The organism is Vineibacter terrae, from assembly GCF_008039615.1.
GTDB classification, from domain to species: domain Bacteria; phylum Pseudomonadota; class Alphaproteobacteria; order Reyranellales; family Reyranellaceae; genus Vineibacter; species Vineibacter terrae.
The window spans coordinates 90,893-115,451 of sequence record NZ_VDUZ01000027.1 but is presented as its reverse complement, the minus strand read 5'-3'; the positions used below and the strand labels follow the sequence as shown (position 1 = coordinate 115,451).

Genomic DNA, 24,559 nt, shown 5'->3' with positions numbered 1-24,559 from the left:
CGCGCGTCCACGCGCGCTCATGATCCGGCGCTGACGCGCCGGTGCGCGCGTGGACGCGCGCGGTCCAAAAGGCTGCCGCCATGAACGGGTTCGCGGTCGGGCTGGCCAGCAATGTCGGCATGATCGCGTTCGTGGCGCTGTCGGCGTACCTGCTGCTGATCAGCGGTGCGATCTCCTTCGGCCAGCAGGCATATTTCGGGCTGGGCGCCTATGCCGCCGGCATCGCCAGCACGCTGTGGGACTGGCCGCTCGCCGTGGCGTTGGGGCTGGGCGCGCTGGTGGGCGGCCTCGGGGGCGGCGCCGTCGGTTTCCTGACACGGCGCCTGCATGGGCTCTATTTCGCGATCGCGACACTCGCCTTCGCCGAGACGACGCGCCTGGCGCTGGATTTGTGGCGCTACCAGCGAGCGGTCGACGGCGAGCTCACCGGGCCGGACGGCCCCAACGGCTTCAACGGCATCCGCCGGGCCTTCCAGGACGGCTGGGACCCGCTTTCGTTCATGGCCCTGATCTGGGCGCTGCTGCTGATCACGCTGCTGGCCCTGATCCTGTTCGAGCGCAGCCGTGCCGGCGTGGCGCTGCGCGCCACCGGCCAGGACCCGGTGCTGGCACGCCTGCTGGGCACCGACGTGGCCCGCCTGCGCGTGGCTACCGCCGCTGTGGCCGGCGCCATCGCGGGACTGGGCGGCGGGCTCTACGCGCATCTCAACACCTACATCGAGCCGCGGCTCTTCGACGTCATGCTGGGCGTGCACGCGCTGGCCTATGGTCTGATCGGTGGCCTGGGCACCGCCTTTGGCCCGCTGATCGGCGTGCTGATCGATCTCGGCATCCTGGAATCCAGCCGCCTGTTCCAGGGCTGGCGCATGATCGTGTTCGGTGGCCTGGTGGCGCTGCTGCTGATCTGGCGCCCGCGTGGCCTGCTCGACGAGGCCACGATGCAACGCCTGCGCTCGCGGCTCGCCCGGCGGACACGCCATGCTTGAGGTCCAGGGCCTGACGGCATGCCATGGCGCGACATTGGCGGTGCGTGACGTGTCGCTGCACGTGGCCGCGACCGAGCTTGTGGCGCTGGTGGGTCCCAATGGCGCCGGCAAGAGCACGCTGGCCCGCGCCATCGCCGGCACCCACCGGCCGGTCGCGGGCAGCGTGCGCTTCGCCGGCACCGACATCACGCGGCTGGATGCCGCTGCGATCGCGGCGCGCGGCCTCACGCATGTGCCCGAGGGCCGGCCGCTGGCCCTGACCTTGAGCGTGCGCGACAACCTGCTGGCGGGAGCGCATGTGCTGGGTTCGCTGCGGCTGGCGCGGCAGCGCCTCGAGACGGTGCTGCCGTGGTTTCCCGGCCTGCGCGACAGGCTCGCGCAGCCGGCGGCGGCGCTGAGCGGCGGCGAGCGTCAGTGGCTGGTCGTGGCACGCGCGCTGATGGCGCAGCCGCGGGCGTTGCTGATCGACGAGCCGACCCTGGGCCTGGGCCCGCACGCGGCGCAGGCGACCCTTGATGTCATCGCCGGCCTGCGCGCCAGCGGCACGGCCGTGCTGCTGATCGAGCAGAACGCCGCCCTGGCGCTGGGCATCGCCGACCGGGGGCTGGTGATGGCCCAGGGCCGGATCGTGGCCGACGGCCCGGCGCTGTCCTTGCGCGGTGCGGTTGGACTCGGCGTGGCCTATCTCGGCAATCCCTCGAGGGAAGAGCGGCGATGACACAGCTGACGGCGGTGCTGGCGACTGCGATCACCCTTTTGAGCGTCCCGGCCTGGGCCCAGGGGACACGCCAGCGCGTCGACCTCGACTGCCAGCCGGCCGACGCCGCCCTGGCCTATCTGTGCACGGTGCGCATTGCCGATGCTGCCGGCAAGCCGATCGAAGGAACCGACCTGACCCTGTCCGCCGAGATGCCCTCGATGCCCATGGCGCACAGCGTCCAGCCGGTGCGCGCGATGCCTGTCGCCGGGCAGCCGGGCGCCTATCAGGGGCGGATCGAGCTCGAGATGACGGGCGAATGGGCGGTGAAGGTGCAGGTCAAGGGGCCGCGCCCCGACATCGTGGTGCGCAAGCTCGATTTCCAGCCCGACAAGGTCACGCCGGCCGCGACGCGGTGAGGGCTGCGCTCAGGGCGCCACGCGCCAGGAGCCGGCGCAGGCGCCATCCCCGCCGCGGCTCCAGCGGCCGCCGGCGCGCGGATCGCCGGACAGCGACAGCGGCCGCTCGCCGTCGCTCAGCAGCACGAGCATGCCGTTGGCGGCTTCCGCGCCCTCGTACCAGACGCCTTTGGACTCGAAATAGATCAGGCCACCCTCGGCCACCGGCACGTCCAGGCGGGCGCCGTTGCAGACCGCCGATGGCTGGCCGCTGACGTCGAGCTGCAGGGTCCATGTATGCGACGCGGGGTCGCCGGCCTCCCAGGGGCTGGCGGCGCCGTACAGGACCAGGGCCAGGATGTGCTCGAACATGACAACATCCCTCCTGCGACAAGGGTTTCGGGCGCTCCCTTCACCTATCCAGCGAGGATACGGCCGGCAATCGGGCGAAACTGCGGCAGCGACCGCCGGCGCCGCCGCCTGCCGCCCGGCCGCGTCGTTCACGACGCAGCCCTGCCCGGTTGCCTCACGAAAGCCCCTCTGATAGGTTCCGCCCGCTTTCGGGGGCGGGGGACCGCCCCCGGACCATTTTCACTCCCTACTCTCAAATCGGCACCCATGAAGGTTCCCATCAACTCGATCCGCGTCGGCAATGTGATCGACTACAACGGCCGTCTCTTTGCCGCGATCAAGGTCGAGCACATCACACCGGGCAAGGGCGGCGCCTTCGTCGCGCTGGAGGCCCGGGCCCTGAAGGAAGGCAACAAGCTCCAGGAGCGGTTCCGCAGCGGCGAGACCGTGGAGCTGGTGCGCATCGACGACCACGACTGCCAGTTCCTGTACAAGGACGGTGACGGCTTTCACTTCATGAACAAGGAAAGCTACGATCAGTTCACCATGCAGGAGGACCAGATCGGCGCCCAGCGGGCGCAGTTCCTCCAGGACGGAATGGATGTCACCGTCTCGATGCACGAGACCACGCCGGTCGGCATCGAGATCCCCAAGTCGGTGACGTTGAAGATCGTCGAGGCTGACGCGGTGGTGAAGGGCCAGACGGCGTCCTCGTCCTACAAGCCCGCGCTGCTCGAGAACGGCGTGCGGGTGATGGTGCCGCCGCACGTCGCCGCCGGCACGCGCGTCGTGGTCAACACCGAGACCGGCGAGTACATCGAGCGGGCCAAGGACTGACGCGGCGCGGACGTCGCGCCGCGCCGCCGTCCGACGCCGACTACAGACAGCACCCCTTCGCCCGCCGCGCGCGGGCGACGACAACGACCGGCGCCAGGACATCATGCCCCAGCCTCCTTCCCATCGCTCCGGCGGCCCCCATGGCGGGCCGCGCCATGGTGACCGCCCCGTCGCCCGTGTCGGCCGCGCGCCGCTCACATCGCGCGAACGCTCAGCACCCCAATCACGGCGCACCGAGACCCCCAAATCGCCGACCCTGATGGTGATGGTCCGGGCCGCCTTCGCCGCCGCGCGCAGCCTGAAGCGCGACTTCGGCGAGGTCGAGCACCTGCAGTTCACCGAGAAGGGCCCGGGCGACTTCGTCAGCAACGCCGACATCTACGCCCAGAAGGTGATCCGCGAGCACCTGCTGCGGGCGCGGCCCGACTACGGCTTCCTCGGCGAGGAGGGCCAACCGGCGACTGGCAACGGCACCCATCGCTGGATCGTCGACCCGCTCGACGGCACCACCAACTTCATGCACGGCCTGCCGCATTTCGCGATCTCGATCGCGCTGGAGCATCAGGGCGAGATCGCCGCCGGCCTGGTGCTGAACCCGGCCACCGACGAGCTGTTCTGGGCCGAGAAGGGCGCCGGCGCCTTCCTCGAGACGCCAAGCTCGATCCGCTCGCGCCGCCTGCGCGTGGCCGGCCGGCGCACCCTGCAGAACGCCCTGATCGCCACCGGCATCCCCTATCCGGCCAAGGGCCGCCATGACGAGTACCTGCGCACGCTGCAGTCGGCGATGGCCGGCACGTCGGGCGTGCGCCGCTTCGGCGCCGCGGCGCTCGACCTCGCCTTCGTGGCGGCGGCGCGGTTCGACGGCTTCTGGGAGCTCGATCTGTCGCCGTGGGACGTTGCTGCAGGCATCCTGCTGGTCAAGGAGGCCGGTGGCGCGGTGAGCGACCTTGCCGGCGCGCCCTACCAGCTGGGCGGCCCCTCGATCCTGGCCAGCAATTTCGAGCTGCACGAACCGCTGTCGAAGCTGCTCAGCAACGCCTGAATCTGCCTCAAAATCGACTCGTTCGCCGCGACAATCCTGGTGGATCATGATGACGGCGAACCGAGTCCCGACCGCGTTCCGGCGCGCAGCGACGGCTGCGGTGCTGGCCACAGGCATCGCCCTGGTCGCCCTGCCAGCGCCGGCGCAGCCCCTGCCGGCCGGCCGCGTCGAGCTGGCGCAGCGGGTCACCAAGCCCAGCGAGCCGCCGCCGCTACCGCCGGCGCCGCCGCCGGTGCAGCCGCGCGCCGGCGTGACCGAGGGCCCGCAACCCAGCGCACCAGCCCCTGCCCCCACGCCGCCGCCGGCACCATCGGCCGCGACCAAGCCGTCAGCGGCCCCGGCGCCGATGCGGGTGGTCTTCGAGAAGAACGCGATGGTGCTGTCGAACGAAGCCCGGGCGGTGCTCGATACCGTGGTCAGCACGCTGAAGGCTGACAGCACCCTGAGGGCGATGCTGAAGTCCTATAGCAGCACTGGCACCAGCACCAGCGAGATGCGCCGCATGTCGCTGAAGCGCGGCACGCTGGTGCGCGATTACCTGATGCTCAAGGGCATACCGTCGATCCGTATCGACATACAGGCGCTGGGCAGCAGCCCGGATGACGGCCCTGCCGACCGGGTCGATGTGGTGGCGGACAAGAAGTCGTGAGCCGGCGCCACCAGGCGGCCCAGGGCCGCGGTCCGCATGCCTGGACGCACGGCGGCCATCGAATTGTGGCGGCAAAGCGGCTATCCTGTCCCGTCACCCGGATAATCGTAAGGAGCCCGCATGACCCGACCGCGCCGCTTCCTGCTGCGCATGCTGCTGTTCCTGGCGGCGGTCAGCGTCGTTGCCTGGATCCTGCGCGAGCCCCTGGTGCGCACGTTCTGGCACAACCCGGTGATCAACGGCGCCATTCTGGTGACCCTGTTCCTGGGGCTGCTGTTCATCTTCCGTCAGGTCTTCCTGCTGGGGCGCGAGGTGCGGTGGCTGGAAGGCGTCAGCCGCGACGAGCCGCCGGCGACAGGTGCCGGCCGGCTGCGGCTGCTGGCGCCGATGGCGACCATGCTGGGCGAGCGCCGCGACAAGCTGCGGCTGTCGCCGATGGCGACGCGCTCGCTGCTCGACGGCATCGCCGCGCGGCTCGATGAGCAGCGCGAGATCTCGCGCTACGCCATCGGCCTGCTGATCTTCCTCGGCTTGCTGGGCACGTTCTGGGGCCTGCTCGACACGGTCAGCGCCGTCGGCGACGCGATCTCGAAGCTGCAGCTGGGCGGCGACGGCGCCCAGATGTTCAGCCGCCTGAAGGAGAACCTCGAAGGGCCGCTCAAAGGCATGGGCACGGCGTTCGGCTCGTCGCTGTTCGGCCTTTCCGGCTCGCTGGTCCTGGGCTTCATGGAGCTGCAGGCCGGCCAGGCGCAGAACCGCTTCTTCAACGACCTCGAGGACTGGCTTGCCGCCCAGACCCGCCTGTCGGGCGGCTCGCTGCAGGTCGATGGCGACCAGCCGCTGCCAGCCTATGTCGAGGCGCTGCTGGAGCAGAGCGCCGAGAGCATCGACAAGCTGCAGCGCACGTTGGAGCGCAGCGAGGAGCAGCGCAGCGCCACCGGCGAGTCGATGGCCCAGCTCGGCGACTGGCTGCAGCATCTGGCAGAGACGATCCATCAGCAGCAGGCGATGATGAGCCGCCTGGTCGAGAGCGGCATCGAGCTGCGCGAGTCCGTGGCGCGCTTCACCGAGCGCACCAACCAGACGCATACCACCGACGATCCCACGCGTGCCCATCTGCGCAACCTGGAGGCCTATACCGCGCGCCTGCTGGAGGAGACCGTGCGCAACCGCACGGCGCTGGCCGACGAGCTGCGCGGCGAGTTCAAGCTGCTGGCCCGCACCCTGGCGGCCCGCAGCGCCGGCGGGCCGGGTGCGCCGCCCTCGGCGCCGGTGACCGTCACCCCGGCCCTGCCGCCGCCCAGTCCGCCGACGGCACGGCCGGCCACGCCGGCCACACCCGTGGGCCCGGCCGGGCCGCGGCCCGGCCTCGGGCCGCTGCGCGGCACGCGCGACCGCGCGGGGGATTGAGCCATGGCAGCGATCGCGTCGCGGCGACGGGGCGCCCACGCCGACTACACGTGGCCCGGCTATGTCGACGCCCTGGCCAGCCTGCTGATGGTGCTGGTGTTCCTGCTGGCGTTCTACACCGTGGCCCAGTTCGCGCTAGGCAGCGCCGTCACCGAGCGCGAGCAGGAGATCTCACGCCTCAAGGGCGACGTGTCGAGCCGCGACCAGGCGATCGATCGCCTCAACCGCCAGATCGCGCAGCTGGGCGACCTGCTGAGCATGGAGCGCCTGCGCGGCGGCGACCTCGACAGGCAGGTCTCGGTGCTGACCACGCGGCTGCGCGACGAGACGGCAGCGCGCGACAAGCTGGCGGTCGACCTGGCCGCCACCGAGCGGCGCATCGATGGCTTCACCATCGAGCAGGGCCGCCTCAACAAGCGCATCGGTGAGCTTGGTGCCGAGCGTGACAAGCTGAGCGGCGAGCGCGACAAGCTGGCCACGCAGGCCGCGGCGCTGACCCGGGACAAGGCGACGCTGGAGAAGCAGGTCACCGATCTCACGGCTGCCCAGGAAAAGCAGGCGCGCGAGCTGACAGCGGCCATGAGCGAGCGCGAGAAGCTGAGCGCCGAGCTGCTGGCGCTGACCGGCGATCGCGACAAACTGGCGGCGCTGCTCAAGGCGGCCGAGGCCAAGGCGCTGACGGCATCGGGCGACGCCGAGAAGGCGGCGGCGGCGCTGCGCCGCGAGATCGACCGGCAGAAGCTGGAGCTGACGCGGCTGGCGGCGTCGCTGGCCGCGGCCAACCAGGAGAAGGGCAAGCTCTGGGACGAGCTCACCGAGGAGCAGAAGCTGTCGGCGGAATCGAAGGCGGCCCTGGTGCGCATGACGGCGGAGATGAACGCCACCCGCGCCGAGCTGGAGCGGCTCACCGCGGCGCTCGATGCGGCCGACGTCAAGGCCAAGGACCAGCAGGCGCAGATCGTCGATCTCGGTCAGCGACTCAACCGGGCGCTGGCCAGCAAGGTCGAGGAGCTGGCGCGCTACCGCTCGGAGTTCTTCGGCCGCATGCGCGAGGCGTTGCGCAATCAGCCGGGCATCAACGTCGTGGGCGACCGTTTCGTGTTCCAGTCGGAGATTCTCTTCGACAAGGCTTCAGCGGTGCTCAAGCCGGAAGGCGTGGTGCGCATGACCGAGCTGGCGCTGCGGCTGAAGGAGATCGCCGCCACGATCCCGCCCGACATCAACTGGGTGCTGCAGGTCGAGGGCCACACCGACTCGGTGCCGATCAGCACGCCGCAGTTCCCGTCGAACTGGGAGCTGTCGGCGGCGCGCGCCATCGAGGTCGTGAAGTTCTTCGAAGGCCAGGGCCTGCCGCCGCAACGCCTGATGGCCGCCGGCTACGCCGCCAACGCGCCGCTGGAGCCCGGCAACAGCGAGGCGGCCCGCTCGCGCAATCGCCGCATCGAGATCAGGCTGACGAGCCGGTGATCGCCGCGGCGTTTGACATCGGCACAGCAAGACCCTTCGCTGCGCTCAGGACGACAACAGGCTAGGAGCGCCAACGATGCCGAATGCCGGCGACACGACCATCGCCTATGTGAGCAACGCGGAAAGCAACGACATCCACATCCTGCGGCTTGACCCGGCGGACGGCGGGCTGACCCTGATCGACAAGGTCACCCTGCCCGGCATCGACAAGCCTGGCTCGTCGACGCCGATGGCGCTCAGCCCGGACCGGCGCTTCCTCTATGTCAGCGTGCGTTCCGAGCCCTTCACCGTGGTGGGCTTCGCGATCGACCCGACCAGCGGCAGGCTGACGCACACCGCCAACGGACAGCTCGCCGACGGCATGGCCTACATCGCCACCGACCGCAGCGGCCGGTTCCTGCTGGGCGCGTCCTATGTCGGCCACAAGGTGACGGTGAACCCGATCGCGCCGCCGGGCACCGTGCAGCCGCCATCGCAGGTGCTGTCGACCGCGCCCAATGCGCATGCGATCCTCGCCGACCCGGCCAACCGCTACGTGCTGTCGACCAGCCTCGGCGGCGACGTCGTGAACCGGTTCCACTTCGATGCCACGACCGGGACGCTGACCGCCACCATGCCACCCACGATCGGGGTGAAGGCCAAGGCCGGGCCGCGCCATCTGGTGTTCGACCCGCAGGGCACGCACGTCTATCTGATCAACGAGCTCGACGCCTCCATCGACGTCTTCGCCTATGACACCGCGTCAGGGCAGCTGACGGCGCTTCAGACCCTGTCCGCCCTGCCGCCGGGCTTCAGCGGCAAGCCCTGGGCGGCGGACATCCGCATCACCCCGGATGGACGCTTCATCTATGCCTCGGAGCGCACCTCGAGCACCTTGGCGGCGTTCAGGGTCGACCCTGCCACGGCGATGCTGTCGCTCATCGGGCACACGCCGACCCAGGCGCAGCCCCGCGGCTTCGCGATCGACCCGGCCGGCCGCTACCTGCTGGCGGCCGGCCAGGTGTCGCACGGCCTGTCGTGCTACCGCATCGACGCCGGCAGCGGCCGGCTGACGGAGCTGGGCCAATACCAGGTAGGCCGCAATCCCAACTGGGTGACGATCATCACCCTGCCCTGAGGGCCACGCGCCGCCGCTCGGTGACCGCGCCGGCGGCCTCGACTACGATCGTGAGCGCGGCGATGCGGCCGGCGATGCCCTCGGCCGCGCCGGCATCGCGTATCTCCGCGGCGATCCGGTCAGCGATGCCGGCCACCGATTCGTCGGCGCTCTCGAACATGCCCACGGTCAGGTGTGGCTCGAAGCGGATCGCGGGCTCGCGATAACGCTCGAGCGGGCCGTCATGCAGGCGCCGGTGCAGGTCGATCATCGCCAGGTGGCCGCGATGCGGCACCAGCGTGATGTAGGCGCGGCCCGACGCCGCGTCGGCAACGGGTGTCACCTTGCGCAGCGTGAAGGCGATCGGCGCGGTGGTGGCGGCGACGGCGTCGACCTGGGCCGCAAGCGCGTCCTCGGCCTCCGGCGGCAGCGCGAACGCGAAGGTGACATGCGGGCCGATGCGATCGGCCTGGGTCGGATGGTAGCGGGCGCGCAGCTGCTGCAGCAGCTGCGCGTCCGCCGGAGCCAGCTCGGGAAAACCGACGACGTAGAGCCGTGGGCTCATCCGTAGCTCTTGGCCATGCCCGCTGCCGGATCGACCGCCGCGCCGTAGGGCGGGAACGGGTAGCGCAGGCCGTTCTTCGACAGGTGGCCCATGCCTTCGACGGCGCGCAGGTACTCGTCGGGCGGGCATGCCATCAGAAGCTCGTCGTCGGCGACGCCGCCATAGCGGCGCTCGGCGAAGCACGGCAGCGACAGCGAGGTCTGGCGCGTCGACAGCGCCCGCCCCCAGGAGTCGGCGCAGGCGCTCTCGCCGGTGACGGTGAAATCGTAGCGGCGATAGCGGTGGAACTGCAGGCCGTTGATGAAGAAGATCATCTGGCCCGGCGTGCCGTAGAACAGGCAGATGTCGGGCGGATCGAGCCGCGCGGCGCGCAGCGGCGCCACGACCAGTCCGTTGTAGATGCCATGCGGCACCCGCGGCATGGTGGCCTGATGCATGCGCGCGGCTTCCTTGTTGCCGAACCAGACGCCGTTCATGTGATCGCCGGAGAGAAAGCCTTCGCCGGGGTGGTTCAACCCGACGACGCCGCCGCAATTGCCGCCGCGCGTGTTGTCGACCGTGATGCCCAGCGTGAAGCCGGACCAGCGCGACTGGGTCACCATCTGGCACATGGTGAAGCGGTGCCCCTCGCTGGGCCGGCGCAGGCCAGAGATCTTGTCCATGTCGGCCGGGTCGGTGAACAGCTTCATCCCGATGGGCAGCGTGCGGATGCGCAGCAGGTCGTTCAGCTTCGTCGTCGCCTCGGCCAGCATCTGCCCCGTGATCGTCTCCGGTGGGGTCCAGGGCTTGACCTTGTAGCCGGGCGGCAGGTCGGTGGCGGGGGTAGATGGCGCGGGCATGGCTTCCTCTCCGTAGCAACGCGATCTGCCTATTGTAATGGCATCGTCACCGACGTCGATGGCCGAACCCTGGTCCACACTTGAATTGGCGCCTGCGCCCCATCACCTTGGAATGCCGGGCGCCTGCCGGATCGCCGGCCGGACGCACGGCAATCAATGCATAGAACAAAAGGGTGACGAGATGCTGGAAAACATCATGGCGCTGGCCGCCGACCCCACTGCCTGGGTGGCGCTGGCGACACTGGTCGCGCTCGAGGTGGTGCTCGGCATCGACAACCTGATCTTCATTTCGATCCTGACCAACAAGCTGCCCGAGCATCAGCGGGCCCGGGCACGACGCATCGGTATCGGCCTGGCGCTGATCATGCGGCTGGGGCTGCTGGGCACGATCGCGCTCATCGTGCGCGCCACGGCGCCGATCGAGCTGTTCGGCCAGACGCTGTTCCTGTCCTGGCGCGATGTGATCCTGATCGCGGGCGGCCTGTTCCTGGTCTGGAAGGCGACCAAGGAGATCCACCACAGCGTCGACCCCGACCCGCACCCCGACTTCCTCAGCGGCCGCGAAGCCGGCCTCGGCTTCAGCGCCGCCATCGCCCAGATCCTGGTGCTGGACCTGGTGTTCTCCATCGACAGCATCATCACCGCCGTCGGCATGACGCCGCACGTGCCGATCATGGTCGTGGCGGTGATCGTGGCGGTCGCCGTGATGCTGCTGGCCGCCGAGCCGCTGTCGCGCTTCATCCAGAAGAACCCGACCCTGGTGATGCTGGCCCTGGCGTTCCTGCTGATGATCGGCATGACGCTGATCGCCGAGGGCTTCGGCGCCCACATTCCCAAGGGCTACATCTATGCCGCCATGGCGTTCTCGGTGCTGGTCGAGATGCTGAACATGCTGGCGCGCCGCGCCCATCAGCGCCGCACTGCCGTCAAGGCGGCGCCGGGGAAGGCGTAGGACACCGGCCGGGCCGCGCCGCTGGAGCGGCGCGGCCGGGATCACGTCAGGTTCAGGCCGCCGTCGGCGATGACGATCTCGCCCGTGACGTAGTCGTTGGCGATCAGGGCGGCGGCAAGGTCGGCGATGTCGTCGGGCTGCGCCACGCGCTTCATCGGCGAGCGCGTGTTCCACAGCTCGTAGGCGGCATCCCAGCCGGCGCTCATCGGCGTGTCGACCAGGCCGGGCGCCACGCCGTTGACGCGGATCGCCGGCGCCAGCGTCAGCGCCAGCAGCCTGGTGGCGTGGTGCAGCGCCGCCTTGCTGGCGGCATAGGGGATCGAGCCGCCCTTGGGCCGCACGGCGGCATGCGTGCCGATGTTGATGATGCAGGCTGGCCGGCCGGTCTCGGCCGAGCGGCGCAAGGCGGCCTCGGCTTCGGCGACCAGCACCCAGGGCGCGATGACGTTCACGTCCATCATGCGGCGCCAGACCGCAGGCGTCGCGGCCTTCAAATCGGCGTGCGGAATGCGCACGGATTCACCGGCGTTGTTGACCAGCACGTCGAGCCGGCCATGGCGCTGCAGCAGCTCGGCGATCAGGCGGCTGGCCTGCGCCGCATCGGCCAGATCGGCGGCGATGTAGTCGACGGCGCCGATCTCGGCCCGGTTGGCCTCGGCATCGCTGCGGGCCCGCCGGCCATGGATCACGACGGCATAGCCGTCGCGCGCCAGCCGGCGCGCGATCGCAGCCCCGATGCCCGAGGTCGAGCCGGTGACCAGCGCGACGCGCGCATCAGGCGGCGTTGGCATTGGCCGTCGCCGGCAGCGGCGCGAGCATGGCCGTCGAGCTGGCGGTGGCGATCAGCTTGCCGCTGGTGTCGCGCAGATCCCCTTCGAGGAAGGCGATCGTGCGGCCCCAGCGCTGAATCCAGCCCTTGGCCAGGTAGATGCCGGGGTGCGCCGGCGCCAGGAAGCTCACCTTGATCTCCAGGCTGGGGACCGAGACGGCGAACTTGGCGCGCGCGATGCAGGCCGTCGCCATGGCGGCGTCGAGCCAGCCGGTGACGAAGCCGCCCTGCACGATGCCGCCCTTGGGATTCCAGTCGACTGAATGGCAATGCTCGCGCGTGGCCGTGCAGCGCAGGGTCACCTTGCCCGCCGATGTGTCGATGTCGAGAACCTCGGCGCCCAGCGTCGTGCTGGCCGGCTGGGGGCAGGTGTTGAAGCGGTGAAGAATCTCCTCGTCGGTCATCCCGTGGATCCATGCATGTCAGGTCAGGGTCTCGCCCTAGCATGAATCGAGGCACGCCGGACAAACAACGTGCGACCGGCCCTATCGCGACGTGGCGCCGTCGAGCAGGAGGTCCAGCGCGGCGATCAGCGCCCCGCCCTCGCCCGCCCTGAGCCGGCGTTGGATGCGCCGCTCGTGGCGGCGCACGGCCGCTTCGTAGAGCGGCAGCAGCGCCATGCCCGCCGCGCCCAGCTCCAGCGCGTGGCTGCGCCGGTCGGTCGGCGAGGGGTGCCGCTTGATCAGCCCGTGCCGCTCGAGGCGGTCCAGGATCGGCACCAGGGTCGAGCGGTCGACGCCGATGGCGCGGGCGAGCGCCGTCTGGCTGAGCCCTGGATTGCGCGAGACGAGAACCAGGATGCCGAACTCGCCCGGCGTCACCGGCACCCGCATCGCGGCCATCTCGCGCGCGAAATCCTGGAACACGGCGACCTGGGCACGGCGCAGGGCATAGCCCACCAGGCCCGGCAGCATGCCGCGATCCAGGCCATCACTGCCCGGCCCGGCAGTGTCCGGCGATGGCATGTCACTGTGACGGGATGGACGCGGCATGGAGCTTCATGCTACCAGGAGATATTGTTTGGGGAGCCAACAATTTCCCCTCCCCACGACAGTATCGGCGGCCGATGGGCCTGTCGAGCGGTGCAAGGGGTCGCGCGTGGGTCATCTCGTCAAGATCACCAACACCGGCGCCGAGATCGCGTGCGGCGTCGGCGTGACGATCCTGGAGGCGGCGCTGGACGCCGGAATCCCCTATCCCCACGGCTGCCAGTCCGGCAACTGCGGCGCCTGCAAGTCGCATCTGCTCGACGGCGCGGTGACGCTCGACGGCTACTCCGATTTCGCGCTGATGGACGAGGAACGCGACCGCGGCCTCATCCTCGCCTGCCGCGCCGTGCCCGACTCCGCCTGCGAGGTGGCGTGGCTCGACGAGGACGACCTGATCGTCCATCCGCGCCGCATCCTGGCGACGACGGTGGTCGCGATCGACGACGCCACCCACGACATCAAGCGCGTGCTGCTGGCGGTGAGCAGCGGCGGGCCCTTCACCTTCTCGGCCGGCCAGTTCGCCAGCGTCACGTTCGACGGCGCGCCGCCGCGCGACTACTCGATGGCCAATCCGCCGGGCGCATCGCTGCTGGAGTTCCACATCCGCCGCATGGCCGGCGGCAACACCAGCGCCCACGTCGCCACACAGGTGAAGCTCGGCGACAAGGTGCGGGTGGAAGGACCATTTGGCACGTCGTACCTGCGCGAAAGCCATCGCGGGCCGATCCTGGCCATCGCCGGCGGCTCGGGCCTGGCTCCCATCAAATCGATCGTCGAGCAGGCGCTGGCGCTGAAGATGCCGCAACCGATCCATCTCTATTTCGGCGCGCGCGATGAGCGCGGCCTCTACCTTGTCGAGCATTTCGCGGCTCTGGCGGCCGCCCATCCCACGCTGCGCTTCACGCCGGTGCTGAGCGATCCCGAAGGCGCCACGACGCGGCGCACGGGCTTCGTGCACGAGATCGCCGGCCGCGACCTCGCCGACCTCGACGGCTGCAAGGCGTACATCGCCGGGCCGCCGGTGATGGTCGAGGCCGCGACCCGCCTGCTGCTGGCGCGCGGGCTGCGCCGCATCGACGTGCATGCCGACGCCTTCTACACCGCCGCCGAGATGCAGGAAGCGGGCAGGAAGACCGGCGCGCAGATGTGAAGGCAACCATCGGTGGAGACGGACGTGGCCGCATTGCTTGAAGGAAGGGTGGCGATCGTGACCGGCGCCGGACGCGGCATCGGCCAGGCCGTCGCCACCGCGCTGGCCGATGCCGGCGCCAAGGTCGTGATCGCCGACAACGGCACCGGCATCGACGGCAACGGCGCCGACGCCGCGGTGGCCGCCGACGCCGCCAAGGCGCTGGGCGATCGCGCCATAGCCTACAGTGACAGCATCGCCTCGCCGAGCACGGCCAAGGCCGTGGTCGATCTTGCCGTGCGCACCTTCGGCGGCCTCGACATCGTGGTGAACAACGCCGCCATCCTGCGGGATTCGTTCGTCTTCAGAGCCGACCCGCGCGACTGGGAGGCGGTGATCCGCACCAACCTGTCGGCGCCGTTCTACCTCACCGCTGCCGCCAGCGCCGTTATGCGCGACCAGGGCAAGGCCGGCCGCGCCGGCGGCAGCTACGACTGGGGCCGCATCATCAACATGGTCTCGTCGGCCGGGCTCTACGGCAATCTCGGCCAGGCCGCCTACGCCAGCGCCAAGGCCGGGCTGTTCGGCCTGACCCGCGTCACGGCGATGGATCTGGCGCGGGCGCAGATCACGGCCAACGCCGTGGCGCCCTTCGCCCGCACGCGGGTCACCGACATCATCCAGCCGGCCAACGATGCGCAGCGCAGCTACAAGGAACGGGCGCTGAGGATCGACGCCAGGCATGTCGCGAACCTCGTCCTGGCGCTGTGCAGTCCGGCCGCCAAATCGATGACGGGCCAACTGTTGGGCGTGCGCGGCCGGGAAGTGTTCCTGTTCGGCCAGCCGCGGCCGGTGGCACGGCTGGCCAGCGACGGCGCCGACTGGACGGCGCAGGCCCTGGCCGCGGCGCTGATGCGCGACGGCGCCGGCAAGATGACCGACCTCACCACCGACCTGGAAGCGTTCAACACCGAGCCTGTCGTCTGAGACGCAGGAGGTCCGCATGAGCCAAGCAGCGCCCATCGTCGTCAAGACCGTCGCCGAGCTGAAGGACGCGCCGGAGGAATTCCGCGACGCCGTCTCGAAGCTGGTGATCAGCCACGCCATCAACGAGCTCTACGGCGCGCAGGTGTTCGACGAGCCGGCCATCGCCCTGGCGCCGACGCCCTATGCCAAATGGCTGACCTGCCGCGTGGCGATGGAGGAGTACGGCCACCATGTGCGCTTCAAGCAGCTCGGCGAGCAGATCGGCATCCCCGCGGCGCGCATGGTGCCGCATAACGGCAAGCGGCCGCTGTCGATCTTCGAGTTTCCGCTGAAGACGTGGGAGGAGTTCGTCGCCATCAAGCTGCTTGCCGACCTGGCCGAGATCCTGCAGGTCGAGGATCTGCTGCACTGCGCCTTCCATCCGCTGCGCAACCTGGCGCGCGCCACAATGCCCGAGGAGCGCTTCCACGCCCAGTTCGGCGAGGATTTCACCGCCGAGCTGGTGAAGACGCCGGACGGCAAGGCCCGGCTGCAGGATGCGGTCAACCGCTACTTCCCCTACCTGCCCGCCTTCTTCGGCGGCTCCAAGTCGCGCAACAACGAGATCTTCCGCAAGTGGGGCATCAAGCTGCGCACCAACGACGACATGCGGGCCGACTTCCTCAATCGCGCGCGCGAGGTCACGGCCAGGCACGGCCTTACGTTGCCCGAGCATCAGCAGGCGGCGTGAGCTGATGATCGCGCTGAGCACCGTGATGCGCACGGCCGGCGAACCAGGAGAGGAATCACCGTGACGCCCGAGCGTGGCTTCCTCGGCCGGCCCGATGGCCGCGTCTACTACGAGGTCATGGGCGCAGGGCCCGCGATCATCTTCGCGCACGGACTTGGCGGCAACCACCTGTCGTGGTGGCAGCAGATGCCGCATTTCGCCGAGCGCCACACCTGCATCGCCTTCGCCCATCGCGGCTTCGCGCCGTCCGACCCGATCGCCGGTGGACCGCACCCGCGCGACTATGTCGACGACCTCGAAGCGCTGATCGCGCATCTGCGGCTGACCGACGTGCGCATCGTCGCCCAGTCGATGGGCGGCTGGTCGGCGGTCGAGTACGCGCTGCGCCGACCGGCGGCGCTGAAGGGCCTCGTGCTGGCCGCGACATCGGGGACGCTCGATCCGCGGGCCGCAGATCCCACCGGCGGCGCGCAGCTCGATGCCTGGCAGCGCGAGGCGGCGGCGCAGCACGCCGCGCTGCGCGACCGCGGCATCCATGTCGCCGCCGGCGCGCGCATGACGATGGAGCAGCCGGCGCATCATTTCCTCTACGCCAGCATCGACGCCATCAACGCGGCGCTCGACAAGGAGGCCGTGCGCCAGCGCCTGGGCGAGACGCGCGTGCGCGGCCTCGACGACGCGCGGCGCATCGCCGTGCCAACCCTGTTCGTCACCGGCGCGGAGGATATCGTCTTCCCGTCGTTCATCGCGCCGCATCTGGCGGCGGCCATGGCCAAGGGCCGCGCCGCGCAGATCGCGAACGCGGGACACTCGGCGTATTTCGAGCGTCCCACGCAGTTCAATCGTCTCGTCAGCGACTTCCTCGCCGAAGCTGGTTGATCCGCACCGCAACGTCAGCAACGGCAACGCACCGCGCGCCCGCATCGGCAAGCCGTGCCGCGGCACGGAAGCGCGTGAATGATCCGTACGCTCACTATTCCCGGTTTGTTCGGGTGCGACCAACCGGTGTTGCATATTTGCAACTTTCCACTGGACTCCCAACGCATGGTTCCGTGTAAAGTCCGGCCAACCACAGGGCAGGGCCGGCCGATCCGCGCCTCGCGTCTTTCCGGCGCGGATCGACCCACCCCGCCCGACAAGACAATCCGTCTATCCATCCACGTCATGCGGGGAAGGGCTTCATGCCGGACAAAACCGGGCATCGGCGACGCATTGTCGTCGTTGGATTCGCAACTTCCTTGGGGCTGATGACTGCAGCAGGCGCTCTGAGCGTCGCCTGGGCAGCTCCCAACACACAAGTCATCCGGCCGCCGCAGCAGGCGACGGCGACCACATCCAAGAGCAAGCCGACGGCGGTCAAGCCGGCCGCGACGACCGGCGCCAAGCGCGTCGCGGTGCCCAGCAAGACGGCGACGCGCCCCGCCCCGGCGCCCGCCGCGCCTGCCGCCGCCACCGCGGAAGAGGCGAAGCCGTTCGCCATCGATCCGGCGCGTCCGCTGGAGGAGCAGCTCGTAGCGGTCGGCGTCACCCCCAACGACGCGCGCGCCGCAGCGAGGAGCGTGACGGCAGCCCTCAAGGACACGCCGCTGAGCGCCGGCAGCACCGGCCGCGCGGCCATGGCCGCCGACGGCGCGCCGCAACGGCTGCAATCGCTGCAGATCTACGGCGCCGGCGGCCTGGTGGCCGAGGTCGAGCGCAACGGCGACGGCACATTCGCCGCCAAGGGCGTGACAGCGACGGCGAACGCCAGCGCGCCGGCCGTGTCGCGTGGCGGCAACCAGGGCAGTGACCCGTCGAGCGCCGAGAGCGGCCAGGACGATCCGAAGGTGTGGAGCGCGGGCCTCGGCCAGCCGCAGCGCACGGCACGATCGCTGCGCGACATCGCGCAATCGACGGTGGGCCTGCGCCGCGTGTCGGCCAACGGCGATGCCAATGTCGCCCTGGCCAATGCCGGTGTCGACGCGAGCACGGCACGCTCGGCAGCGCTGGCGCTGGCCGCCGTCGCGCCCGCCTCTCTGGACCGCCGCTCCGCCAGCATCGAGCTGGTCAACGGCAAGACCGGTGACGGCCAGCCGCGGCTGCTGACCGCCACGATCTACGACCGCAACACGCGGGCCCAGGTCTGGTGGTTCTCGCCGCGCAGCCAGCCCGAGGGCTTCTTCGACGAGAACGGCAACCGCGTCGGCGATTCGAGCATGGCGCTGCCCATCGAAGGCAGCCACATCTCCTCGCCCTTCGGCACCCGTCGCCTGGGGCGCTGGGCCGCCTTCCACAACGGCCTCGACGTCGCCGGCCGGTACGGCACGCCCATCATCGCGGCTGCCGACGGCGTCGTCGACTATGCCGGGTGGTACTACAACTACGGCAAGACCGTCCGCATCGTGCACAGCGATTCGCTGGCGACCAGCTACAGCCACATGTCCAACTTCGCCGCGGGCGTCACCCCGGGCACGCGCGTGCGCAAGGGACAGCTGATCGGCTATGTCGGCAGCACGGGACGCTCGACCGGCCCGCACCTGCATTTCTGCGTGCTGGTCGACGGGCAGTTCGTCAACCCGGCGCCCTATGTCGCCAACGGCGGCGGCCGGCTGAACGGCCAGGACCTCGTCTCCTTCCGTGACTGGCAGCGCACCACCGCCGGCATGGCCCGCGGCGGCTCGGGCCGGCGGACCAGCAGCGAGGCCGATGGCTACAATCGGCTGTAGAACAACGCGCCGGCGTTATTGACGAGCACGTCCAGCGCGCCGGCGGCCATCCGCCGGCGCGCTGCGTTCTGGCGGTCCGTGTCCTCGGCGGCACGCAGGCCCGATTGCGCCCCGCAAACAAGTCAGCCTAAAGTGCGCATAATGGTGGCGTTCACCACCAGCGTGCCGTGTCAGCGGCACGCCAGGGTCGAGGCTTTACGAGGGGTATTGCAATGATCAGGAAAACGATGGCGGCCGGAGCCGCCATGGTCGCGTTGTCGGGGTTCGCGGGCGTCGCGCACGCCGGGCCCGACCTCGACGCCATCAAGGCGCGCGGCCAGATCATCTGCGGCGTCACCACGGGTGTCACCGGCTTCTCATCCGCCGACAGCCAGGGCAAGTGGACGGGGCTCGAGGTCGACGTCTGCCGGGCGGTCGCCGCCGCCCTGTTCGGCAATTCCGAGAAGGTGAAGTATGTGCCGACGACGGCGCAGCAGCGCTTCACGGCGCTGCAGTCGAAGGAGATCGACCTGCTGTCGCGCACGACCACGTGGACGCTGACCCGCGACACCGCGCTGGGCTTCGATTTCACGGGCGTCACCTACTACGACGGCCAGGGCTTCATGGTCCCCAAGAAGCTCGGCGTGAAGAGCGCCAAGGAGCTGAACGGCGCCACCGTCTGCGTCCAGCCCGGCACCACCACCGAGCTCAACCTCGCGGATTACTTCCGCGCCAACAAGATGACGTTCAAGCCGGTCGTGATAGAGAACGTCGAAGAGATCCGCCAAGCGTTCTTCTCGGGCCGCTGCGACGTCTACACGACGGACGCTTCGGGCCTGTACAGCACGCGCGCCGCCAATGCCCCCAAGCCGGATGACTACCTCATCCTGCCCGAGATCATCTCCAAGGAGCCGCTGGGCCCGGTGGTGCGCCACGGCGACAACCAGTGGGCCGATATCGTGCGCTGGACGCTCTACGCGATGGTCGAGGCCGAGGAGTACGGCATCACCTCGAAGAACGTCGACGAGATGCTGAAGAGCGACAACCCCAACATCAAGCGGATCCTCGGCGTCACCCCCGGCATGGGCAAGGCGCTGGGCGTCGATGAGAAGTGGGTCTACAACATCATCAAGCAGGTCGGTAACTACGGCGAGGCGTTCGAGCGCAACGTCGGCATGCAGACACCGCTCAAGATCGAGCGCGGGTTCAACGCCCTTTGGACCAAAGGCGGCCTGCAATACGCGCCGCCGATCCGCTGACGACAGCAGGCTGGTCCGTTACGACTGGAACCGCCGCTTCCCCAAGCGGCGGTTTTCGTTTGAGCCTATGGACGACGGCCGATTCCCGGCTAGAGTAGCTGCAAGCAAGCCGCCAGATGCTTGCCCAAACCGTCCCGGCCGAGCTGACGGCCGCGGATCGGCAGGGAGAGATGATGCGTGAGACCAAGCTGGCCGGTCGGGCCGGATCACGCGGCCAGGCAGCCCGCGCAAGCCGGGCTGGCCGCGTCATGCGCCGAGAACTGCCGGCAGCCTCGATGCCGCCGCCCTGCCCAGCGGCCCCGTTCTTGCTACCCGTTCCCACAGCTACGCTGCAAACCCGATGAGAACTCGGGGAGACTGACATGGCAATCGCACAACCGGCACTGCCCAAGGCCAAGGTCGCGCCCTGGAACGACCCCGTCATCCGGGGCTGGTTCTTCCAGATCGTGGTCATCGGCGCCGTCACGCTGCTCGCCTGGTACCTGGTCTCCAACACCCTGGACAACCTGCACCGGCAGAAGATCGCGACCGGCTTCGACTATCTGGGCCGCGAAGCGGGCTTCGAGATCGGCGACACGATGATCCCCTACTCGCCGGCCGACACCTACGCCCGCGCCATCTTCGTGGGCATGCTCAACACCCTGCGCGTGGCGATCCTGGGCATCATCCTGGCCACCATCCTGGGCACCCTGATCGGCATCGGGCGCCTGTCGCCCAACTGGCTGTTGTCCAGGATCTGCGAGTGGTACGTCGAGGCCTTCCGCAACGTCCCCCTGCTGCTGTGGCTCTTCCTGTTCTACAAGGTGATCAGCGAGGCCTTTCCCGGGCCGCGCCAGGCCATCAGCCTGCTGTGGGACACCATCTTCCTCAGCAACCGGGGCCTCTACTTCCCGGTCCCGTTCGCGCATGACGTGCACAGCTGGATGGGGCTTGGCCTGCTGGTCGGCATCGCGGTGGCGTGGTCGATCAGCCGTTGGGCCAAGGCACGGCAGGCCGCGACCGGCCAGCCGTTCCCCACGATCTGGGCCGGCATCGGCGCGATCATCGGCCTGCCCCTGCTCATCTGGCTGTTCGGCGGCGCGCCGCTGGACTTCAGCGTGCCGCATATCAAGGGCTTCAACTTCGAGGGCGGCACCGTCATCCAGCCCGAATTCACTGCCCTGCTCCTGGGCCTGGTCGTGTACACCTCGGCCTTCATCGCCGAGATCGTGCGCTCCGGCATCCTGGCCCTGCACAAGGGCCAGAGCGAGGCCGCCTACTCGCTGGGCCTGAGCCGCAGCCAGGCGACCCGCCTGGTCCTGCTGCCGCAGGCGCTGCGCGTGATCGTGCCACCGATGACCAGCCAATACCTCAACATCACCAAGAACAGCTCGCTGGCGATCGCGATCGGCTATCCCGACCTGGTGGCGTCGGTCAACGTCACCATCAACCAGACCGGGCAGGCGGTCGAGAACGTGCTGATCATCATGGCGGCCTACCTGACGGTGAGCCTGTCCATCTCGCTGTTCATGAATTGGTACAATCGCCGGATCGCGTTGAAGGAGCGCTGAGCCATGAGCCAAGCCACCGAGGCCGGCCCGGCCACCGCCCGCCCCGCCAGGCTGCCGCCCGCCACCGAGCAGGGGGCGCTGGGCTGGCTGCGCAAGAACCTGTTCAGCAGCTGGGGCAACACGATCACCACGCTCGTCATCGTGGCGCTCATGGCCTGGTTCGCCGTCTGGTTCGTCGACTGGGCCGTGCTCAATGCCGTCTTCACGGCGGAGAGCGGCCAGGAATGCGTCGGCAAGCACGGCGCATGCTGGGCGATCATCGGCGCCAAGTTCCGCTACATCTTCTTCGGCTCCTTCCCCTACGAGCAGCATTGGCGGCCGCTGTTCGCGATCCTGGCCATGCTCGCGATGCTGGTGCTGAGCTGCGATCGGCGGATGTGGAGCGCAAGCCGGCTGGCCATCATCTGGGGCGTGGGCAGCGTCATCACCTTCCTGCTGATGCTGGGCGAGATCCACATCCCGGTGACGCTGATCTTCGTCGTCGCGCTGATCGCCGGCCTCGTCGGCTACGCCTATCGCCGCCGCGTCGCCGAGAACGCCGAGCGCCTCGCCTATATCGCCCTGGCCGCGATCGGCGGCCTCTATCTCATCCTGCGCATCCTGGGGGTCGTGCCGGGTGTCGCGGTACCGATCGCGCTGTTCAGCTATGTCGAGACCGGCTCCTGGGGCGGCCTCGCCGTCACCATGATCCTGGCGACGTACGGCCTGGCGTTCGCCTTTCCCTACGGCATCCTGCTGGCGCTCGGCCGGCGCTCAAACCTGCCGCTGATCCGCGGCCTGTGCATCGGCTTCATCGAGCTGATCCGCGGCGTGCCCCTGATCAGCCTGCTGATCATGGCCTCGGTGATGCTGCCGCTGTTCCTGCCCAGCGGCACCAGCATCGACAAGTTCCTGCGGGCCCAGGTCGCGGTGATCCTGTTCGCCGGCGCCTACATCGCCGAGATCGTGCGCGGCGGCCTGCAGGCCCTGCCCAAGGGCCAGTTCGAGGCGGCCGACGCGATGGGGCTGAACTACGTGCAGCGGACCGCCCTGATCGTGCTGCCGCAAGCGCTGCGGGTGGTGATCCCGCCGCTGATCAACACCTTCATCGGCTTCTTCAAGGACACGTCGCTGGTCCTGATCATCGGCATCTTCGATTTCCTCAAGACGGCGAGCCAGGCGCTCGTCGATCCGCTATGGACCGGCTTCCCGGGCGAGATCTACCTCTTCGCGGCGGCCGTCTATTTCTGCTTCTGCTTCTCGATGTCGCGCTACAGCAAGTATCTGGAACGCGAGCTGAACAAAGGGACCCAGCGCTGAGGCGCGGTGGAGAGCAAGCCATGGCAGTCCGGGATATCAACGGCGCGTCGCCCATCATCGAGCTGGAGCAGGTCAACAAGTGGTACGGCCAGTTCCACGTGCTGACCGACATCAACCTCCAGGTCAGGCAAGGCGAGAAGATCGTCATCTGCGGGCCGTCAGGATCGGGCAAGTCGACCCTGATCCGCTGCATCAACCGCCTGGAGGAGCATCAGGAGGGCACGATCGCGGTGCGCGTCGACGGCAAGCGCATCGAGCTCACCAACGATGTGAAGAACGTCGAGGCCATCCGCAAGGAAGTCGGCATGGTGTTCCAGTCGTTCAACCTGTTCCCGCACCTGACGATCCTGGACAACCTGACGCTGGCGCCGATCTGGGTGAAGAAGTTGCCCAAGAAGGAGGCCGAGGACGTCGCGATGAGCCTGCTGCGGCGCGTGCGCATCCCAGAGCAGGCGCAGAAATATCCCGGCCAGCTCTCCGGCGGCCAGCAGCAGCGCGTCGCGATCGCGCGGGCGCTGTGCATGCGCCCTCAGATCATGCTGTTCGACGAGCCGACATCGGCGCTCGATCCCGAGATGGTCAAGGAGGTGCTCGACGTGATGATCGAGCTGGCCAACGAGGGCATGACCATGCTGGTGGTGACGCACGAGATGGGCTTCGCCCGCTCCGTCGCCGATCGTGTCATCTTCATGGACCGCGGCGAGATCGTCGAGCAAGGGCCGCCCAAGGAGTTCTTCGCCAACCCGCGCAACGAGCGCACCCGCACCTTCCTCAGCCAGATCCTGCACCACTGACGGCAGATGCGGATCGGGCCGCAGGCCCGGTCAAACGCAGCGGCTCACAACACGGGCTCGAGCACCGCCAGAGCCTGCAGATGCAGCCGTGCCGCGAGGTGCGGCCCCAGGCCTTGCGTCAAACGCTCGATGCCCGCGACCAATGCTGTCGGCAGCAGGGGCAGGATGAAGCGTGTCTTGAGATGACCGTTGGTCAGCGGGTTGTTGAAGAACTCGAGAGCCACGACCTTCAGGCCGGCCATGGCCGACAGCGCAACCCATTCGTCGGGATGCAGCAGGAAGATATGGCCATCCGAGTCGGGCTTGAACTGCATGGCCTCGAAGAGCGAGGGGTCGGGACAGTCCGAGAAGCGTGGCAGGTCGTTGCGGAAGTACTTGCCGTTGGGCGAGGTCAGCACGATCACGCCTCCCGGCGCGAGAAGGCTGGCGAGCTGGGCCAGGAACCGGTCGGGATGCGCCACGTGCTCGATGATCTCGGTGGCGACGATGGCGTCGAAACGCCCGATCTGCTGCGGCGGAAGATCGAAGAGGTTACCCGACAGGAACTCGATATCGGTGCGATCCGTCTTCAGGCGAACATAGTCGATCAGATCGTCACGCAAATCGTTCCAGGTCGCCCGATAGCCCAGCTCCGCGAGCATGATCGTGAGGTTGCCCTGCGCCGCCGCCAGGTCGAGCACGCGGGCTCCCGGCCTGGTGGTGCGCAGCACCGCGTCCATCGCGCGGGCAACGCGATTGTGGTAGGCGCGGCGATAGCCCAGCTCGCGGCCGCCGGGCCACACGGAGTTGATGTCGTGGTGATAGGAATCCTTCCAGCTCTGCGGCCAATCGGACTGCAGGGCGGGTTGCTTGATCCGTGCAAAAAGATCGGTGGAGAAGGTTCGCGAACCGCTCCCGATCGAAGCGGCAGAGGTGGACGCTGCGGTGTCCTTGATCGCCAGGTTCTTGTTCACGATCAGTACCGCAAGAGAGGCTGAGAGAAGGGGAAATTTGCCGCTGGCGGCGTGATGTATCATTCAT

General features: G+C 69.1%; 26 protein-coding genes. 19 read left to right on the top strand and 7 right to left on the bottom strand.

The window, feature by feature from the left end:
* Nucleotides 1-80: 80 nt before the first annotated feature.
* Genes FHP25_RS22660 through FHP25_RS22650 form a run of 3 tightly spaced genes read left to right on the top strand, consistent with a single transcriptional unit; the run spans nt 81 to nt 2,102 of the window.
* Nucleotides 81-986, top strand: coding sequence for a branched-chain amino acid ABC transporter permease (locus FHP25_RS22660; protein WP_147849232.1), 906 nt, complete (start codon nt 81-83; stop codon nt 984-986).
* The gene (locus tag FHP25_RS22655; RefSeq protein ID WP_147849231.1) at nt 979-1,704 is read left to right on the top strand and encodes an ABC transporter ATP-binding protein; all 726 of its coding nucleotides are present in this window, start codon (nt 979-981) and stop codon (nt 1,702-1,704) included. The genes FHP25_RS22660 and FHP25_RS22655 overlap by 8 nt, the downstream gene beginning before the upstream one ends.
* Nucleotides 1,701-2,102, top strand: coding sequence for a FixH family protein (locus tag FHP25_RS22650; protein WP_147849230.1), 402 nt, complete (start codon nt 1,701-1,703; stop codon nt 2,100-2,102). The genes FHP25_RS22655 and FHP25_RS22650 overlap by 4 nt, the downstream gene beginning before the upstream one ends.
* A gap of 9 nt (nt 2,103-2,111) precedes the next feature.
* Here FHP25_RS22650 and FHP25_RS22645 read toward each other — a convergent pair whose 3' ends face one another.
* The gene (locus FHP25_RS22645) at nt 2,112-2,453 is read right to left on the bottom strand and encodes a hypothetical protein (RefSeq protein WP_147849229.1); all 342 of its coding nucleotides are present in this window, start codon (nt 2,451-2,453) and stop codon (nt 2,112-2,114) included.
* Nucleotides 2,454-2,699: 246 nt separating this feature from the next.
* Between FHP25_RS22645 and efp the strand changes: the two genes are divergently transcribed.
* The 6 genes from efp to FHP25_RS22615 all read left to right on the top strand — a co-directional run bounded on the left by efp (nt 2,700) and on the right by FHP25_RS22615 (nt 8,954).
* Nucleotides 2,700-3,269: an elongation factor P gene (gene efp, locus FHP25_RS22640; protein ID WP_147849228.1), complete on the top strand. Its 570-nt coding sequence runs from the start codon at nt 2,700-2,702 to the stop codon at nt 3,267-3,269.
* 259 nt (nt 3,270-3,528) lie between these two features.
* On the top strand, nt 3,529-4,311 hold the full coding sequence (locus tag FHP25_RS22635) for an inositol monophosphatase family protein (RefSeq protein WP_147849227.1): 783 nt from the start codon (nt 3,529-3,531) through the stop codon (nt 4,309-4,311).
* 49 nt (nt 4,312-4,360) lie between these two features.
* Nucleotides 4,361-4,960: an OmpA family protein gene (locus FHP25_RS22630; protein ID WP_147849226.1), complete on the top strand. Its 600-nt coding sequence runs from the start codon at nt 4,361-4,363 to the stop codon at nt 4,958-4,960.
* 120 nt (nt 4,961-5,080) lie between these two features.
* The gene (locus tag FHP25_RS22625; RefSeq protein WP_231712432.1) at nt 5,081-6,370 is read left to right on the top strand and encodes a flagellar motor protein MotA; all 1,290 of its coding nucleotides are present in this window, start codon (nt 5,081-5,083) and stop codon (nt 6,368-6,370) included.
* 3 nt (nt 6,371-6,373) lie between these two features.
* Nucleotides 6,374-7,837 (top strand): peptidoglycan-binding protein, encoded by a 1,464-nt coding sequence (locus FHP25_RS22620; protein WP_147849225.1) that lies wholly within the window; start codon nt 6,374-6,376, stop codon nt 7,835-7,837.
* Nucleotides 7,838-7,913: 76 nt separating this feature from the next.
* On the top strand, nt 7,914-8,954 hold the full coding sequence (locus tag FHP25_RS22615) for a lactonase family protein (RefSeq protein WP_147849224.1): 1,041 nt from the start codon (nt 7,914-7,916) through the stop codon (nt 8,952-8,954).
* Here the strand turns inward: FHP25_RS22615 and FHP25_RS22610 are convergent.
* A complete protein-coding gene (locus tag FHP25_RS22610; protein WP_147849223.1) occupies nt 8,941-9,498 on the bottom strand; it encodes a 2'-5' RNA ligase family protein in 558 nt (185 codons plus the stop codon). The two genes, FHP25_RS22615 and FHP25_RS22610, sit on opposite strands and share 14 nt — an antisense overlap.
* On the bottom strand, nt 9,495-10,250 hold the full coding sequence (locus tag FHP25_RS22605; RefSeq protein WP_147849248.1) for a DUF169 domain-containing protein: 756 nt from the start codon (nt 10,248-10,250) through the stop codon (nt 9,495-9,497). The genes FHP25_RS22610 and FHP25_RS22605 overlap by 4 nt, the downstream gene beginning before the upstream one ends.
* 271 nt (nt 10,251-10,521) lie before the next feature.
* Between FHP25_RS22605 and FHP25_RS22600 the strand changes: the two genes are divergently transcribed.
* A complete protein-coding gene (locus tag FHP25_RS22600; RefSeq protein WP_147849247.1) occupies nt 10,522-11,289 on the top strand; it encodes a TerC family protein in 768 nt (255 codons plus the stop codon).
* A 41-nt stretch (nt 11,290-11,330) separates the two neighbouring features.
* Here FHP25_RS22600 and FHP25_RS22595 read toward each other — a convergent pair whose 3' ends face one another.
* The 3 genes from FHP25_RS22595 to FHP25_RS22585 all read right to left on the bottom strand — a co-directional run bounded on the left by FHP25_RS22595 (nt 11,331) and on the right by FHP25_RS22585 (nt 13,110).
* The gene (locus tag FHP25_RS22595; RefSeq protein ID WP_147849222.1) at nt 11,331-12,080 is read right to left on the bottom strand and encodes an SDR family NAD(P)-dependent oxidoreductase; all 750 of its coding nucleotides are present in this window, start codon (nt 12,078-12,080) and stop codon (nt 11,331-11,333) included.
* Nucleotides 12,064-12,522 carry a PaaI family thioesterase gene (locus FHP25_RS22590; protein ID WP_147849221.1) on the bottom strand — a complete coding sequence of 153 codons (459 nt, stop codon included), beginning with the start codon at nt 12,520-12,522 and terminating at the stop codon, nt 12,064-12,066. The genes FHP25_RS22595 and FHP25_RS22590 overlap by 17 nt, the downstream gene beginning before the upstream one ends.
* Nucleotides 12,523-12,603: 81 nt before the next feature.
* Complete coding sequence (locus tag FHP25_RS22585) at nt 12,604-13,110, bottom strand: MarR family winged helix-turn-helix transcriptional regulator (RefSeq protein WP_147849220.1); 507 nt, start codon at nt 13,108-13,110, stop codon at nt 12,604-12,606.
* A gap of 106 nt (nt 13,111-13,216) precedes the next feature.
* Here FHP25_RS22585 and FHP25_RS22580 point away from each other — a divergent pair, with 106 nt between their 5' ends.
* The 9 genes from FHP25_RS22580 to FHP25_RS22540 all read left to right on the top strand — a co-directional run bounded on the left by FHP25_RS22580 (nt 13,217) and on the right by FHP25_RS22540 (nt 23,539).
* Nucleotides 13,217-14,257 carry a 2Fe-2S iron-sulfur cluster-binding protein gene (locus tag FHP25_RS22580; RefSeq protein ID WP_231712431.1) on the top strand — a complete coding sequence of 347 codons (1,041 nt, stop codon included), beginning with the start codon at nt 13,217-13,219 and terminating at the stop codon, nt 14,255-14,257.
* A gap of 24 nt (nt 14,258-14,281) precedes the next feature.
* A complete protein-coding gene (locus tag FHP25_RS22575; RefSeq protein WP_178133704.1) occupies nt 14,282-15,223 on the top strand; it encodes an SDR family NAD(P)-dependent oxidoreductase in 942 nt (313 codons plus the stop codon).
* A 16-nt stretch (nt 15,224-15,239) separates the two neighbouring features.
* Nucleotides 15,240-15,953 (top strand): Phenylacetic acid catabolic protein, encoded by a 714-nt coding sequence (locus FHP25_RS22570; RefSeq protein WP_147849217.1) that lies wholly within the window; start codon nt 15,240-15,242, stop codon nt 15,951-15,953.
* Between the two features lie 60 nt (nt 15,954-16,013).
* Complete coding sequence (locus FHP25_RS22565) at nt 16,014-16,832, top strand: alpha/beta fold hydrolase (protein WP_231712430.1); 819 nt, start codon at nt 16,014-16,016, stop codon at nt 16,830-16,832.
* Between the two features lie 368 nt (nt 16,833-17,200).
* On the top strand, nt 17,201-18,658 hold the full coding sequence (locus FHP25_RS41475; protein WP_218578524.1) for a M23 family metallopeptidase: 1,458 nt from the start codon (nt 17,201-17,203) through the stop codon (nt 18,656-18,658).
* Between the two features lie 212 nt (nt 18,659-18,870).
* On the top strand, nt 18,871-19,896 hold the full coding sequence (locus FHP25_RS22555) for an amino acid ABC transporter substrate-binding protein (protein ID WP_147849216.1): 1,026 nt from the start codon (nt 18,871-18,873) through the stop codon (nt 19,894-19,896).
* A 362-nt stretch (nt 19,897-20,258) separates the two neighbouring features.
* Nucleotides 20,259-21,446 carry an amino acid ABC transporter permease gene (locus FHP25_RS22550; protein ID WP_147849215.1) on the top strand — a complete coding sequence of 396 codons (1,188 nt, stop codon included), beginning with the start codon at nt 20,259-20,261 and terminating at the stop codon, nt 21,444-21,446.
* A gap of 3 nt (nt 21,447-21,449) precedes the next feature.
* Complete coding sequence (locus tag FHP25_RS22545; RefSeq protein ID WP_231712429.1) at nt 21,450-22,745, top strand: amino acid ABC transporter permease; 1,296 nt, start codon at nt 21,450-21,452, stop codon at nt 22,743-22,745.
* A gap of 20 nt (nt 22,746-22,765) precedes the next feature.
* Nucleotides 22,766-23,539, top strand: coding sequence for an amino acid ABC transporter ATP-binding protein (locus FHP25_RS22540; protein ID WP_147849214.1), 774 nt, complete (start codon nt 22,766-22,768; stop codon nt 23,537-23,539).
* 44 nt (nt 23,540-23,583) lie between these two features.
* On the opposite strand, the gene FHP25_RS22535 is transcribed toward FHP25_RS22540, so the two are convergent.
* Nucleotides 23,584-24,492, bottom strand: a complete 909-nt coding sequence (locus FHP25_RS22535; RefSeq protein ID WP_178133703.1) for a methyltransferase domain-containing protein — start codon at nt 24,490-24,492, stop codon at nt 23,584-23,586.
* Nucleotides 24,493-24,559: the final 67 nt, after the last annotated feature.

Excerpts from the sequence above, each read along its gene's own strand:
- FHP25_RS22570 (WP_147849217.1), top strand. The coding sequence starts at position 15,240 with ATGAGCCAAGCAGCGCCCATCGTCGTCAAGACCGTCGCCGAGCTGAAG.
- FHP25_RS22555 (WP_147849216.1), top strand. The coding sequence starts at position 18,871 with ATGATCAGGAAAACGATGGCGGCCGGAGCCGCCATGGTCGCGTTGTCG.
- FHP25_RS22630 (WP_147849226.1), top strand. The coding sequence starts at position 4,361 with ATGACGGCGAACCGAGTCCCGACCGCGTTCCGGCGCGCAGCGACGGCT.
- FHP25_RS22590 (WP_147849221.1), bottom strand. The coding sequence starts at position 12,522 with ATGACCGACGAGGAGATTCTTCACCGCTTCAACACCTGCCCCCAGCCG.
- FHP25_RS22550 (WP_147849215.1), top strand. The coding sequence starts at position 20,259 with ATGGCAATCGCACAACCGGCACTGCCCAAGGCCAAGGTCGCGCCCTGG.
- FHP25_RS22645 (WP_147849229.1), bottom strand. The coding sequence starts at position 2,453 with ATGTTCGAGCACATCCTGGCCCTGGTCCTGTACGGCGCCGCCAGCCCC.
- FHP25_RS22625 (WP_231712432.1), top strand. The coding sequence starts at position 5,081 with ATGACCCGACCGCGCCGCTTCCTGCTGCGCATGCTGCTGTTCCTGGCG.
- FHP25_RS22615 (WP_147849224.1), top strand. The coding sequence starts at position 7,914 with ATGCCGAATGCCGGCGACACGACCATCGCCTATGTGAGCAACGCGGAA.
- FHP25_RS22545 (WP_231712429.1), top strand. The coding sequence starts at position 21,450 with ATGAGCCAAGCCACCGAGGCCGGCCCGGCCACCGCCCGCCCCGCCAGG.
- FHP25_RS22660 (WP_147849232.1), top strand. The coding sequence starts at position 81 with ATGAACGGGTTCGCGGTCGGGCTGGCCAGCAATGTCGGCATGATCGCG.
- FHP25_RS22635 (WP_147849227.1), top strand. The coding sequence starts at position 3,529 with ATGGTGATGGTCCGGGCCGCCTTCGCCGCCGCGCGCAGCCTGAAGCGC.
- FHP25_RS22540 (WP_147849214.1), top strand. The coding sequence starts at position 22,766 with ATGGCAGTCCGGGATATCAACGGCGCGTCGCCCATCATCGAGCTGGAG.
- FHP25_RS22605 (WP_147849248.1), bottom strand. The coding sequence starts at position 10,250 with ATGCTGGCCGAGGCGACGACGAAGCTGAACGACCTGCTGCGCATCCGC.
- FHP25_RS22610 (WP_147849223.1), bottom strand. The coding sequence starts at position 9,498 with ATGAGCCCACGGCTCTACGTCGTCGGTTTTCCCGAGCTGGCTCCGGCG.
- FHP25_RS22620 (WP_147849225.1), top strand. The coding sequence starts at position 6,374 with ATGGCAGCGATCGCGTCGCGGCGACGGGGCGCCCACGCCGACTACACG.
- FHP25_RS22585 (WP_147849220.1), bottom strand. The coding sequence starts at position 13,110 with ATGCCGCGTCCATCCCGTCACAGTGACATGCCATCGCCGGACACTGCC.
- FHP25_RS22655 (WP_147849231.1), top strand. The coding sequence starts at position 979 with ATGCTTGAGGTCCAGGGCCTGACGGCATGCCATGGCGCGACATTGGCG.
- efp (WP_147849228.1), top strand. The coding sequence starts at position 2,700 with ATGAAGGTTCCCATCAACTCGATCCGCGTCGGCAATGTGATCGACTAC.
- FHP25_RS41475 (WP_218578524.1), top strand. The coding sequence starts at position 17,201 with ATGACTGCAGCAGGCGCTCTGAGCGTCGCCTGGGCAGCTCCCAACACA.
- FHP25_RS22650 (WP_147849230.1), top strand. The coding sequence starts at position 1,701 with ATGACACAGCTGACGGCGGTGCTGGCGACTGCGATCACCCTTTTGAGC.
- FHP25_RS22595 (WP_147849222.1), bottom strand. The coding sequence starts at position 12,080 with ATGCCAACGCCGCCTGATGCGCGCGTCGCGCTGGTCACCGGCTCGACC.